Annotated in this window: 10 protein-coding genes; 8 read left to right on the top strand and 2 right to left on the bottom strand. The window is 72.6% G+C overall.

The window, feature by feature from the left end; genetic code table 11:
• Positions 1-160 precede the first annotated feature (160 nt).
• The 3 genes from ACZ3I3_RS40860 (at position 161) to ACZ3I3_RS40850 (ending at position 5,436) form a co-directional block, all read left to right on the top strand.
• Positions 161-385 carry a hypothetical protein gene (locus ACZ3I3_RS40860; protein ID WP_467372933.1) on the top strand — a complete coding sequence of 75 codons (225 nt, stop codon included), beginning with the start codon at positions 161-163 and terminating at the stop codon, positions 383-385.
• A 118-nt stretch (positions 386-503) separates the two neighbouring features.
• The gene (locus ACZ3I3_RS40855) at positions 504-1,082 is read left to right on the top strand and encodes a hypothetical protein (protein WP_467372931.1); all 579 of its coding nucleotides are present in this window, start codon (positions 504-506) and stop codon (positions 1,080-1,082) included.
• A gap of 16 nt (positions 1,083-1,098) precedes the next feature.
• Positions 1,099-5,436: an HAD-IC family P-type ATPase gene (locus ACZ3I3_RS40850; RefSeq protein ID WP_467372930.1), complete on the top strand. Its 4,338-nt coding sequence runs from the start codon at positions 1,099-1,101 to the stop codon at positions 5,434-5,436.
• Positions 5,437-5,557: 121 nt separating this feature from the next.
• On the opposite strand, the gene ACZ3I3_RS40845 is transcribed toward ACZ3I3_RS40850, so the two are convergent.
• Positions 5,558-6,007, bottom strand: coding sequence for an SRPBCC family protein (locus ACZ3I3_RS40845; RefSeq protein ID WP_467372929.1), 450 nt, complete (start codon positions 6,005-6,007; stop codon positions 5,558-5,560).
• 95 nt (positions 6,008-6,102) lie between these two features.
• On the opposite strand from ACZ3I3_RS40845, the gene ACZ3I3_RS40840 reads away from it, so the two are divergent.
• Positions 6,103-6,555 (top strand): flavodoxin family protein, encoded by a 453-nt coding sequence (locus ACZ3I3_RS40840; RefSeq protein WP_467372928.1) that lies wholly within the window; start codon positions 6,103-6,105, stop codon positions 6,553-6,555.
• Between the two features lie 5 nt (positions 6,556-6,560).
• On the opposite strand, the gene ACZ3I3_RS40835 is transcribed toward ACZ3I3_RS40840, so the two are convergent.
• The gene (locus ACZ3I3_RS40835; protein WP_467372927.1) at positions 6,561-7,667 is read right to left on the bottom strand and encodes a YihY/virulence factor BrkB family protein; all 1,107 of its coding nucleotides are present in this window, start codon (positions 7,665-7,667) and stop codon (positions 6,561-6,563) included.
• A gap of 144 nt (positions 7,668-7,811) precedes the next feature.
• Between ACZ3I3_RS40835 and ACZ3I3_RS40830 the strand changes: the two genes are divergently transcribed.
• The 4 genes from ACZ3I3_RS40830 (at position 7,812) to ACZ3I3_RS40815 (ending at position 12,542) form a co-directional block, all read left to right on the top strand.
• Positions 7,812-8,444: a GNAT family N-acetyltransferase gene (locus ACZ3I3_RS40830; protein WP_467372925.1), complete on the top strand. Its 633-nt coding sequence runs from the start codon at positions 7,812-7,814 to the stop codon at positions 8,442-8,444.
• 187 nt (positions 8,445-8,631) lie between these two features.
• A complete protein-coding gene (locus ACZ3I3_RS40825) occupies positions 8,632-9,303 on the top strand; it encodes a lytic polysaccharide monooxygenase auxiliary activity family 9 protein (protein ID WP_467372924.1) in 672 nt (223 codons plus the stop codon).
• 252 nt (positions 9,304-9,555) lie between these two features.
• Positions 9,556-11,598 carry a DUF1996 domain-containing protein gene (locus tag ACZ3I3_RS40820; RefSeq protein WP_467372953.1) on the top strand — a complete coding sequence of 681 codons (2,043 nt, stop codon included), beginning with the start codon at positions 9,556-9,558 and terminating at the stop codon, positions 11,596-11,598.
• 194 nt (positions 11,599-11,792) lie between these two features.
• Positions 11,793-12,542: a sulfite exporter TauE/SafE family protein gene (locus tag ACZ3I3_RS40815; protein WP_467372951.1), complete on the top strand. Its 750-nt coding sequence runs from the start codon at positions 11,793-11,795 to the stop codon at positions 12,540-12,542.
• The last annotated feature ends 327 nt before the right edge of the window (positions 12,543-12,869 follow it).

Genomic DNA, 12,869 nt, shown 5'->3' with positions numbered 1-12,869 from the left:
GCGTACGCCCCCGCTGCCGAGCGCCTCGCGCCTGGCCTCGCCGGGACAGGTCGCTGCGGTCTGCTCGCGGCCCGGGCGGACCACGTCCGGTGGCGGCCCGGGGCCGGCCTGGTGACGCTGGCATGGCGTCGAAGCACCACCCCGCATGAAGGAGCACCCCGTGAACAAGCTGCCGTACGCGCTGCTCACCGCCCTGGCCATGGCGGTGGTCGCCGCGCCCGCGCACGCCGCCACGACCCGCCCGGCGGACGTCACCGCGAGCCAGTGCATCGCCGGTGGCGGAATGATCATCATCTCCGCCGTGGGCGACGAATCACACTCGTACACCAAGCGCTGCAAGGGCGGGGTCCACGACGGCGAGACCGTCCTGCGGGACATCGACTGAGACCCGGCAGCGGCCTCGGCCGAACAAGACAAGCGCTCGCTCCAGCAAAGGCGGAATATGGGGGAAAGAGCTGGGAAACCGGTTGAAGCCGCTGGACAACGCGCTTGTGGAGGCCGCCATGAACCAGGAGACATCACGTTCGCCCGATCTTCCGCAGCCGTTGCGGGCCGTCGCCTCCGGACTGAGGCATCTGCCGGGCGCGGAGCAGGTGGGCAAGGTGGCCGGAGACGCCCTGGACCGGATCGGCGCGGTATCGCCGCGGGGCCGCCGGATGGCCGTCTACGCCGGTGCCGGAGTGCTCGGCGTGGCCGGAGTCGTGGAGTGGCCGGTGGCGCTGACCGGCGCGGCCGTCGCCTGGCTGACCCAGCCGAAGCCGGGACAGCGACCCGACGGCGCGTCGGGGAACGGCGGCACGCAGAGCGCCGGAGCCGGTGAACGCCGCGCCGGCGTCCAGGTCGTGCCGGAGGAAGAGAGCACCTCCTCGTACGGCCCCGGTGACAAGCTCGCCTCCTCCCACTACCGGCACGACCGCCCGGAACAGCACGTCCACGAACAGCCCGCCAAGGTGGGCGACACCGTCACCGCCTCCGCGCTGAAGCAGGTCGCCGAGGCCACCGCGCACCACGACCCGCACGGCGAGGAGCCGGACCGGGAGCAGGCACACCGTCACGGACACGACAGCCGGCCCACCGGCTGAGTCGGGACAACAGGAGATGCTCACACGCTTCGACGTCGCCCCGCTCGTCGGGGCCATGGCCGGGGCGGCGGCAGGCGCCGCCCGCAGCACCGCCCAGGGAGTGACGTCCGTCTACGACACCACACGACGCGTCCGCAACGTCGCGCGCAACGCCCTGTCCGGCGGACAGCACTGGACCGCGGGGCAGCGCGTCCACATCGCCCTGCGGCGGTCCGACGGCGACATCGGCGGCATCGCCCGCAAGATCGCCGGGGAACTCCTCGACCACCCGGACGTCATCGCGGCGTACTGGGACGAGGGACTGTCCCGCCTGGTGATCACCGTGGCCGAGGACGCCGTCACCGACCGCGTCAGCGAGCGGGCCACCGCGCTCGCGACCCGCCTCGGCCTGACCGAGGGCGCCGACCCGGAGGCCGGGGAAACCACCCACCCCGGTGACCCCGGCGAGGTGCGCCTCACCGCGGCGGCGATCCTGCTGGACGCCGCCGGTGCCGCCGGTGCCCTGGCCGGCCGGTCCCTGCGCCTGCCGCCCACCTCACGCATCGTGACCGCCACCGTCACGCTGCTGCGGGAGAACCCCCGCTTCCGGGCCCTCCTGCGGCAACGGCTCGGCACCCAGGGCATGGAACTCGCCCTCGCCGCAGCCAACGCCGCCGCGCACGGCGTCGGCCAGACCCCGCTGGCGCTCGTGCTCGACGGCCTCCTGCGCAGCAGCCAGCTGACCGAAGCCGTGGCCAGGGCCGCGGCCTTCGAGGCACTGCACGACGACATCTGCCACGAGCAGCGCACCAGCCTGCCCTGCCCTCCGGACACCCGGCCGCCGCTCAAGGTGACGCCCGCGCAGGAGTACGCCTCCCACGCCAGCACCGGCAGCCTCGCCGGCGCCGCCGCCACGCTCCTCGTCACGCACTCCGCGAGGGAAGCGGCCGAAGCCGTCCTCGCCGGATCCCCCAAGGCGGCCCGGTACGGACCGGCCGCCTTCAACGCGACCCTCGGCACCTTCCTCGCCCGGGCCGGGATCCTCGTCCGCAGCGCGGAACGCCTACGGCAGCTGGAGATCGCCGACGCCCTCGTCCTGCACGCCGACGCCCTGCGCAGCCGGCGGCAGGACGCCCAAGGCGACGTGGACGGACTGCCCGACGACCCGGTCCATCCCTTCGCCGAGGCCGTCCTGGACGCCGCCCGCCGGGCCGGACTGCACGTCGTGATCGCCGGCGGCTCCGACCTGAGGGACATCACCCGGCTCGCCGACGAAGTCGCCCCCGGCGCCAAGCCGTTCGGAGACGTCGTACGGGCCCTCCAGGAGGACGGGCACGTCGTGGTGACCGTCGCCCGCCTCGACGGGTCCGGCGACGGGCACGTGGCGGCCGGACTGCCCGCCGGCGATGTGGCGATCGCCCTCACCGACGGTCGCGCGGCCGTCTCCTGGGGCGCCGACGCCTTGGTCCCGGGAGGACTCGCCGACGTCTGGCGGCTGCTGACCGCGATCCCGGCGGCCCGGCGCGTCGGACGCCGCTCGCAGACCCTGGCCCGCGCGGGGGCGGCCCTCTCGGGGCTCCTGGTCGCGCGCGGCGGGCAGCCCCCGGGCCGCAGGCTCCTGTGGCCCCTCACCCGGCACGCCCCCGTCAACATCGCCGCCGCGAACGCCCTGCTCGCGGGCTGGCTCGAAGCCGTCCGGGTGGCCCGGGCCACCCCGCCCCCGCCCCGGCTGCACATCCCCTGGCACGCACTCGAGCCCCACGAGGCCCGCGACCGGCTGGGACGCGCCGACCGCGACGGGGAGCCCACCGGGCTCGCCCTGCTCGCCGACCGTTCGCGGCAGCAAGCCGCTCGCGTCGGCCGCCACCCGGCCGTGGCGCCCGTCCGCTGGACCTGGCAGGCCGCCGGTGCCGTACGCCGCGAACTCGACGATCCGCTCACCCCCGTCCTGGCCACCGGCGCCGTCGCCTCGGCGCTGCTCGGCTCGCTCGTCGACGCGCTGCTGGTCGTCGGCGCCATGGACCTCAACGCCGTGACCGGTGGACTCCAGCGGATGCGCGCCGAACAGGCACTGGCCCGGCTGGCCGCCCGGCAGCAGCCCAAGGCCCGCAAGCGGGACGGCCGCAGGCGCACCGTCACCGTCGACGCCGCCCGGCTGCGCCCCGGCGACGAGATCACCCTCGGGGCCGGCGACGTCGTACCGGCCGACGCCCGGCTGCTCGACGTCGACGGTCTCGAGGTCGACGAGTCGGCGCTCACCGGCGAGTCCCTGCCGGTCGGCAAGACCGTCGACGCCACCCCCGGCCTGCCGGTGGCCCAGCGCACCTGCATGGTGTTCGAGGGGACCACCGTCGTGGCCGGCCGCGCCACCGCCCTCGTCGTCGACACCGGCGACCAGACCGAGGCGGGCCGCGCCGTCACGCTCGCCGCCCGCACCCCGCCGCCCGCCGGAGTACAGGCCCGGCTCCAGGAACTGACCCGCAAGGCCCTGCCGGTGACCTTCACCGGCGGCGCGGCCGTGACCGGGCTCTCCCTGCTGCGCGGCAGCCCCGTACGACGCGCCGTCAGCGGCGGTGTCGCGGTCGCGGTCGCCGCCGTACCGGAGGGGCTCCCGCTCGTCGCGACGGTCGCGCAGATGGCCGCCGCCCGCCGGCTGTCCCGGCGCGGCGTCCTGGTCCGCACCCCGCGCACCCTGGAGGCGCTCGGGCGGGTCGACACCGTCTGCTTCGACAAGACCGGCACCCTCACCGAGAACAAACTGCGCCTGGTCCGCGTCGCCACCGCCGACGGCACTGTCCTGTCCGTGGAGTCCGAACAGGCCGTACCGCTCCTGCGCCTGGCCGCCCGCGCGTGCCCGCAGGAGGAGACGGGCCAGGGCCGCCGCGTCGCGCACGCCACCGACGAGGCCGTCCTCGACGTCGCCCCGCCCGACCGGGGCTGGACACCGACCGGCGAGCTGCCCTTCGAGACACGGCGGGGCTACGCCGCGGCGGTCGGCCGTGATGGCGACCCGGACTTCGGCGAACTCCTTGTCGTCAAGGGCGCCCCGGAGACGATCCTGCCCGCCTGCCGGGACCTCCCCGACGGCACCACCGACACCGCCCACGAACTGGCGGGACAGGGACTGCGCGTCCTCGCCGTCGCCCGGCGCCCCTGCCGGGCGGGCGACGCCGACGCCGAACTCGACGCGCCGCTCGCGGACCTGGAGTTCAGCGGTTTCGTCGCCCTCGCCGACGTGCCCCGCGAGACCTCGCACGCCCTGCTCGCGTCGCTGCGCCGCTCCGGCATCCTGCCCGTCATGCTCACCGGCGACCACCCGGAGACGGCCCGCGCCATCGCCCTGCAACTGGGCTGGCCGGAGGAGACCGAGGCGGTGACCGGGGACGAACTGGTCGCCATGGAGCGCCGCGAACGCGTCCGGGTGCTGCGCGGCGCGGGCGTCATCGCCCGGGTCGCACCCGAGCAGAAGCTGCACGTCGTGGAGGCCCTGCAACAGGCCGGACGGGTCGTGGCCATGGCCGGTGACGGAGCCAACGACGCCGCCGCCATCCGCGCCGCCGACGTCGGGGTCGGCATCGAGTCCCGCGGCTCCGCGGCCGCCCGCAACGCCGCCGACCTCGTCCTCACCTCCGGCGACCTGTCCGTCCTGGTGGACGCGGTCGCCGAGGGGCGTGCCCTGTGGCGCAGCGTCGCCGACGCGGTGAGCATCCTCATCGGCGGCAACGCCGGCGAGGTCGGCTTCAGCGTCCTCGGCACCCTGCTGGCCGGCGCCTCGCCCCTGTCGACGCGTCAGCTGCTGCTGGTCAACCTGCTCACCGACATGTTCCCGGCCATGGCGGTGGCGGTCACGCCGAGCGACGACCCCTCGACGGCGGAACACGCCGCGACCGGCCCGATGGGTCTCAACGTCCTCGGCGCGCCGCTGCTGCGCTCCATCCGGCGCAGGGGCATCACCACGTGCCTCGGCGCGGTCGCGGCGTACCTCATCGGCCGCCTCACCCCCGGCACCGAACGACGGTCCACCACCATGGCCCTGTGCGGCGTGGTCGGCGCCCAGCTCGTGCAGACCCTCTCCGGCCGGCGCCACAGCCCGCTGGTGTGGGTCACGGCCCTCGGCTCCGCCGCCGTACTCGCCGCCCTCGTCCAGACGCCCGGCGTCAGCCACTTCTTCGGCTGCACGCCGCTGGGACCCGTGGGCTGGGCCGGCGTGGCCCTGGCCATCGCCCTCTCGGCGCTCGCCCCCCGCCTGGAGCGCCTCCAGGCGGTGCACACCCTCTACGACGCCGCGACACGCCTCGCGCTGCGCCTCAACGACCTGACCCAGGAGGTCCGGGAACGGCTGCAGAGCGGGACGGCCCGGCCTGCGGCGGCGTAGCGGGCGACGCGACGACAGGGCCAGGACAGGACGACAGGGCCAGGAGGACAGAAGGCGGCCGCCACCACGAGCAGGGGTGGCGGCCGCCTTTCTCGCTGATCAGCGTCTGATCAGACGCGGATCAGACCTCGCCGCGCCAGGCCCCGGTCTCCGTCCCCCGGGCCTCCATGAACTGCTTGAACCGCCGCAGATCACCGGAGACCTGCCGCTTCACGAACCCCAGCTTGTCGCCCACGGTCTCGGTCACGCCACTGGGGTCGAACTCCATCTGGAGCATGACCTTCGTCGTGTCGTCATGGATGCGGTGGAAGGTCACCACTCCGGCCTGCCTGGCGTCGCCGTTCACGGTGGTCCAGGCGACCCGCTCGTCGGGGATCTGCTCGGTGATCTCCGCGTCGAACTCCCGCTCCTGACCGCCGACCTTCGTCACCCAGTGCGTCAGGGTGTCGGTGCGCTGCTCGATACGCTCCACGCCGTCCATGAACTGGGGGAAGTCCTCGAACTGCGTCCACTGGTTGTACGCGGTGTGCACGGGGACGCGGACCTCGATGGATTCCTCTACCTGTGACAAGGCGGTACCTTCCTTTCTCGTACGGAGAGCGACGGACGGGTACCAGTTCTCGCGCCGGACACTCATGGCTGTCACGACTTGTAAGGTCGGTCGACGTGGCCACCTTGCTGATCGTCCATCACACGCCCTCGCCCAACTGCCAGGCGATGTTCGAAGCCGTCGTCTCCGGGGCGGGCGACCCCGAGATCGAGGACGTCCGGGTCGTCCGCGTGCCGGCGCTCGCCGCCACGGCCTCCGACGTCCTCGCCGCCGACGGCTACCTCCTCGGCACCCCCGCCAACCTGGGCTACATGTCCGGCGCCCTCAAGCACTTCTTCGACCAGGTCTACTACCCCTGCCTCGACGCGACCCGCGGCCGGCCCTTCGGCTACTGGGTGCACGGCGGGAACGACGTCACCGGGGCCGTGCGGGGCATCGAGTCGATCACGACGGGCCTCGGCTGGCGTCGCGCCGCCGAGGCCGTGACGGTGACCGGCGAGCCCGGCAAGGACGACATCGAGAAGTGCTGGGAACTGGGCGCGACGGTCGCCGCCGGACTCATGGACTGAACGGATCAGGTCCCTTCCATGCGGCGCCGGTCCTGTTCGTCCCACGCACGGGTGTCACGCGGCTGCGTGTACGGCTCCGCCTCGGGCGGATGACCACCGGCGATGGCCCGCTGCCGGACCGTCTCGGCGTCGAACTCCAGGCCCAGCAGGATCGCCAGGTTGGTGATCCACAGCCACACCAGGAAGACGATGACGCCGGCCATCGTGCCGTAGGTCTTGTTGTACGAGGCGAAGTTGGCCACGTAGACCGCGAAGCCGGCCGAGGCGATCATCCAGATCAGCAGCGCCAGCAGACTGCCCGGCGTGATCCAGCGGAACCCCTTCACCTTGGCGTTCGGGGTCGCCCAGTACAGGATCGCGATCATGATCGTGACCAGCACCACCAGAGCGGGCCACTTCGCGATCGACCAGACCGTCAGCGCGGTGTCCCCGATCCCGAGCGTGGTTCCGACCTGCCGGGCCAGCCCGCCCGTGAAGACCACGATCAGCGCGCTGATCACGGCCAGCACCATCAGCACGACCGTCACGGCCACCCGCACGGGCAGCAGCTTCCACACCGGCCGGCCCTCGGGCATGTCGTAGACGGCGTTGGCGGAGCGGATGAACGCCGCCACGTAGCCGGAGGCCGACCACACCGCGAGGACCAGACCGACGATCGCCATCAGCGAGCCGACACCGGCGTTGCCCTGCAACTGCTCGACGGCCCGGGTGATGATGTCGCGGGCCGAGCCGGGGGCGAGTTGCTGGACGTTCTCGAGCACCTTGTCGGTGGTCGACTTGCCGGTGATGCCCAGCAGCGACACCAGCACCAGCAGCGCCGGGAACAGCGCCAGCACCCCGTAGTACGTGAGGGCGGCCGCCCGGTCGGTCAGCTCGTCGTCCTTGAACTCCCGCAGGCTCCCCTTCAGCACCGCACCCCACGACTTCCGGGGGAGCTCACTCGGGCTGTCCGGCGCGGCCCGCTCCACTTCGGGCCCCGGACCGGGCTCCTGGTCCGGCCTGGGGCCTGGCCTTTCCGCGGCCGGGGCGGCAGCCCGGGCCGGTGCGGAGTCCCGAGGCGGGGCCTCGCTCGCGTGATGTTCTTTTCGTCCCGGAATATGCAGCTTCACCATGGGAGCCGGGTAACCCCGAGCCGAGCGCTTAAGCCGCGCTCGGCGGAGACCATCCGTGGCCGGCTCGCCTCCGCAGGGCGCCCGCTGCTCCAATGCCTCCGATCGGATTGAGGGAGCGCTCCCAGAACGGGCACGATGCTCGGCATGACCACGCTCCCCGCCATCCGCCCGTACCGCCCCGAGGACCGCGCGGCACTCGACGACATCTGCGTCCGCACCGCGCACAACGGCCAGGACAGCCGCCCCCACTACACGGACCCCGGCATCTTCCCGGTCACCTTCGCGGCCCCGTACGTCCACCTTGAGCCGGACCTGGCGTTCGTGCTGGACGACGGGCGGGGGCGGGCCGTCGGCTACATCCTCGGCACCGCGGACACCGCGCGCTTCGCCGAGGCCTTCCGCAGCACATGGCTGCCGCTGGTCGCCGACCGCTACCCGAAGCCGCCGGAGCCGCCCCGCACTCCGGACGGGGCGATGGCGGCACTGCTGCACAACCCGGAGCGGATGGTGCTGCCCGAACTCGCGGCCTACCCCGCCCACCTGCACATCGACCTGCTGCCCGAGTGGCAGGGGAGCGGCCACGGCCGCCGCCTGATGCGGACGTTCCTGGCGACCCTCCAGGGCAGGGGAGTGCCGGCCGTCCACCTGGCCATGGCGACGGCCAACACCCGGGCCAGGGCCTTCTACTACCGCATGGGCTTCCATGAACTCGACGTCCCCGAGCCCGGCTCGGCCACCTACCTCGGCCGCACCACCAAGGAACTCGACCGGCTCTGAAGACTCCTCGAGCGCATCGAACGCATCGAACGCGCCAGGAGACACGGAAGTGGCGCAAACGCACATTGCCGACCCCGGCCATCCGGCGCAGCCTGGCCTTGCGGGAGCGCTCCCACGCACGCGCTCCCGCACCCCCACGGCACGACATCGAGAGCACTGCAACCCCCACATCCGAAAGAAGGAGATCATGGATTGTCATGGTCATGTCCGTAGAGTCCGCTCTCGCCTGACGCTCGCCCTGAGCGTCCTGGTCGCCGCGCTGCTCAGCCTCGTCCCCTGGAGCGGCACCGCCGTCGCGCACGGCTCGGTCGTCGACCCGGCCTCCCGCAACTACGGCTGCTGGCTGCGCTGGGGCAGCGACTTCCAGAACCCCGCGATGGCGCAGCAGGACCCCATGTGCTGGCAGGCGTGGCAGGACAACCCCAACGCCATGTGGAACTGGAACGGCCTGTACCGCAACGGCTCGGGCGGCAACTTCCAGGCCGTGGTCCCCGACGGCCAGCTGTGCAGCGGCGGACGCACCGAGGGCGGCCGGTACAACTCCCTGGACACGGTGGGCGCCTGGAAGACGACCGACGTCACGGGCAACTTCACCGTGAAGCTGTACGACCAGGCCAGCCACGGCGCCGACTACTTCCTGGTGTACGTCACACGGCAGGGCTTCGACCCCACCACCCAGCCGCTGACGTGGAACGACCTCCGGCTCGTCGCACGCACCGGCAAGTACGCGCCCAGCCAGAACTACGAGATCCCCGTGAGCACTTCGGGCCTCAGCGGCCGGCACGTCGTCTACACGATCTGGCAGGCGTCGCACATGGACCAGACCTACTTCCTGTGCAGTGACGTGAACTTCCGCTGACCTGCCGTTCCCCGCCGGTCCACGAGACCGGCGGGGTCCTGGTGTTTGGCGGCTTCATGAGAGTTCTCCGAAAATTTTCGAGACACGTGAACACGCCGGTGCTCCCGTACGTATGGGGCGAGGGGATTTTCATGCCCGGTACGCCACAAGCGCAGGAGAGCACCCTTGGGACGCAACACGCGAAGACGCCCTACCGGCCCACGACGCGCGACCTTCGCCGCATTCGCGCTGATCCTCGGCGGAGGCGGCCTGATGGCCGCGAACGTCTACGCCTCCGCGACCGACGGCGGTTCGGGCGGTGACTCCGCCCAGACGCGGTCCGGTACGGGGGTCCGGACCGAGGGCTCCACGATCGATTGCCCCGACGTCGGCACCAAGCTGACCGCGGTTCCCGAGCAGGCGCGAGGGGAGGTCGACAAGGAACTCGCCCTCCTGGACGAGCAGATCGCCAAGGCCTACCAGCGCTTGAGCGAGTCCGCGCAGCAGGTGCAGCAGGACTCCGGCTTCGCCGACAACGCGATCATGAACCCGCTGAAGGACAAGAGGGCCGCGGCCCTCGAGCGCATCGCGATCGCCATCGACCGGGTGGGGGACCGTCCCGAAGGGCTCGAGGCCCTCGCCGCCTGCACCGTACGGGACTCCGGCAACCAGGCCCCCGCTGAGGGTCAGGACGGCGACGGCGGCCAGCAGCCCGGCCAGGAGCAGGACCAGGGGCAGGACGGTCAGGAGCAGGGCGACGGACAAGGCGCCAATGGCGGACAGGCGGGCAACGGCCCCGTCGCCGCCGACTTCGCGCCCATCACCAGCGTCCAGCCCAGCGTCGGTAGCCCGCGCCAGGGGGCGAAGGCCTCCCGGGGCTCCTTCGCCACCGACTGCGGCGTGAACGAGAACGGCCTGTTCAACTCCGACAACATCATCGCCGCCCCGGGCGTCACCAACGGCGCGCACCACTTCCACGACTACATCGGGAACCAGGCCAACAACGCCTTCGCCAGCGACCAGGACCTCGCCGACGCCAAGACCAGTTGTGTCGACCAGGGCGACAAGTCCTCCTACTACTGGCCCGTGCTGCGCCTGCAGAACGGCACCCAGGAGCAGGACGCCAAGTCGCCCGGCGGCGGCATCGAGGGCAACGCCGGAGAGATCGTCACGCCGAAGCAGGTCACGCTGACCTTCGTGGGGAACCCGCAGGGCAAGGTCACCGAGATGCCGCGGCTGCTGCGCATCATCACCGGCGACGCCAAGTCGTTCGTCAACGGCCCGGCCAACGCCAACGCCTCCTGGAGCTGCACGGGCTTCGAGGACCGGCAGCTGAAGGACAAGTACCCGCTGTGCCCGCAGGGCAGCGACGTGGTGCGCACCTTCAAGTTCCAGAGCTGCTGGGACGGCCGCAACATCGACAGCGCCAACCACCGCACCCACGTGGCGTTCACGGACGCCGCCGGCAACTGCCCGTCCGGCTTCCGGCCCATCCCGCAGCTGGTCCAGCGCATCGTCTACGACGTGGACGCGCCGAGCCTGGAGGACGGCGGCCGTACGACACCGCTGTTCGCGGTGGACTCCTTCCCGGAGCAGCTGCACAAGCCGGTCACGGACCACGGCGACTTCATCAACGTCTTCGACGAGGACCTGATGCGGGAGATGGCCGACTGCATCAACGACGGCCGCACGTGCGGCGCCGGAGCAGGCGCCGAGCCGGGCGACAAGCCGGGCGACAAGCCGGAAGAGGATCCGCAGGAGCAGCCGACGAAGGCCCCCGAAGAGCCGACGAAGGCCCCCGAGGCCCCGCAGGAGCAGCCCACCCGCACCCCGGCCGTCCCGCAGGACGGCAACGCGGGCGGAAAGCCCGGCGACACGGGTGACGGCGACGGCGGGAAGGGTGACGGCAACGGCGGGAAGGGCCAGGCCACCAAGCCCCCGGTGACGAACAAGCCGGCCCCCGGGCAGGAGCAGCCGAACGAGCGGGAGCAGGTCGGTTCGCCCACGGCCGCGCCGCGCACCGACGAACCGGAGGTGTTCGCGACGCCCACGCCCGAAGGCGGCACCGCGAACGCCGTTGAGCAGGGCGGCTCGAAGGACGACGCGGGCGAGGACACGGACGGTCTCGGACAGTCCCAGGCCGTCGGAACGGCCACCAGCGCCGCTCCCACCCCGTCGCTTCCGTCCCGGACCGAGCCCCAGGCGGTCGGCAGCGGCGGTCTCGCCGACACGGGCGCCCAGCTCTGGCCGGCCGCGGCGGGTGCCGTCCTGGTCATCGCGGGCTTCGTCGTCCTGCGCCGCGTCAGGCGAGGCTGATCGGCGGCACCGGCACGACCGGCGAACGGCGGCGGGATCCGGCACGGATCCCGCCGCCGTCGCGCGTGCCCGGTCGTCCGCCACCCTTCGACGGCCGCCGAACCGCTCGTCCTCTAGCGTGATCCCATGAACATGACCATGAAGGCCGGACGTGGCGGTGCCGTCGGCGGAGCAGCACGGTGACGCCGGCCGAGATGGCGGCCGTGTTCGCCGCCGGTACCGGCGCGGGCGCCGTCAACGCCGTCGTCGGCTCGGGCACACTGATCACCTTCCCGGTCCTGCTCGCCACCGGCCTCCCCCCGGTCACCGCGACGGTGTCCAACGGGCTCGGCCTGGTCCCCGGCTCCATCAGCGCGGCCATCGGCTACCGCGAGGAACTCCGCGGGCAGCGACGCCGCGTCCTGCTGCTCGGCATCGGTGCCGTACTGGGCGGCCTCGCGGGCGCCGTGCTGCTGCTGACCCTGCCCGCATCCGCCTTCGAGCGGATCGTGCCGGTCCTCGTGAGCCTCGCCCTCGTCCTGGTGGCCTGCCAGCCCCTGATCTCCAAGTGGGTGCGCCGCCGTCGCCCGGCAGACCGTCCCGTCCGCCGGGACGGCGGCCCGCTGCTGTTCACCGGCCTGACGCTCGCCAGCGTCTACGGCGGCTACTTCTCCGCCGCGCAGGGCATCATCTACGTCTCCCTGATGGGCATGCTGCTCGACGACACGCTCCAGCGGCTCAACGCCGTCAAGAACGTGCTGGCCGCCGTCGTCAACACCGTCGCCGCCGTGCTCTTCCTCTTCTTCGCGGAGTTCGACTGGACGGCCGTCCTGCTCATCGCCGTGGGTTCCGCACTGGGCGGCCTGATCGGAGCCAGGACGGGCCGCCGCTTCAGCCCCGCCGTCCTGCGCACCCTGATCGTGTCGGTCGGCACCGTCGCCCTGGTCCACCTGGTGCTCCACTGAACCCGACCGCCCAGGGCCTGTCGTTTGGATCAGGTCGCAGGAAATCGGCAGCGCTTCTCAGCGCCGGTGAGCGGGGCCTGGTGCGTGCAGCTGCAAGGCGGAGGAGGGAGTCGACGCGATGGGGGCACCGCCCGCGTGAGCGAAGCCGAGCGTGGGGGAGTCGGTGACCGACGACAACGCCGCAGATGCGCGTGCCAGGCCCCGCGTCTGCGGCGTGATCCAAACGACAGGCCCTAGGTGTATTGACCCGGAGCGTTGTTCACGCGGCTGATCGGTGGCTGGCCTGCGAGTGCGGTGTGGCCGCGGTGGTGGTTGTAGGTGTGCAGG

It is taken from the genome of Streptomyces sp. NPDC016851, assembly GCF_055562795.1.
Note: the sequence above shows the minus strand (reverse complement) of the source record. Positions and strands in the feature narration are given on the sequence as shown.

Coding starts and splice junctions, on each gene's coding strand:
- ACZ3I3_RS40855 (WP_467372931.1), top strand. CDS start 504: ATGAACCAGGAGACATCACGTTCGCCCGATCTTCCGCAGCCGTTGCGG.
- ACZ3I3_RS40850 (WP_467372930.1), top strand. CDS start 1,099: ATGCTCACACGCTTCGACGTCGCCCCGCTCGTCGGGGCCATGGCCGGG.
- ACZ3I3_RS40835 (WP_467372927.1), bottom strand. CDS start 7,667: ATGGTGAAGCTGCATATTCCGGGACGAAAAGAACATCACGCGAGCGAG.
- ACZ3I3_RS40830 (WP_467372925.1), top strand. CDS start 7,812: ATGACCACGCTCCCCGCCATCCGCCCGTACCGCCCCGAGGACCGCGCG.
- ACZ3I3_RS40825 (WP_467372924.1), top strand. CDS start 8,632: ATGGATTGTCATGGTCATGTCCGTAGAGTCCGCTCTCGCCTGACGCTC.
- ACZ3I3_RS40820 (WP_467372953.1), top strand. CDS start 9,556: ATGGCCGCGAACGTCTACGCCTCCGCGACCGACGGCGGTTCGGGCGGT.
- ACZ3I3_RS40815 (WP_467372951.1), top strand. CDS start 11,793: ATGGCGGCCGTGTTCGCCGCCGGTACCGGCGCGGGCGCCGTCAACGCC.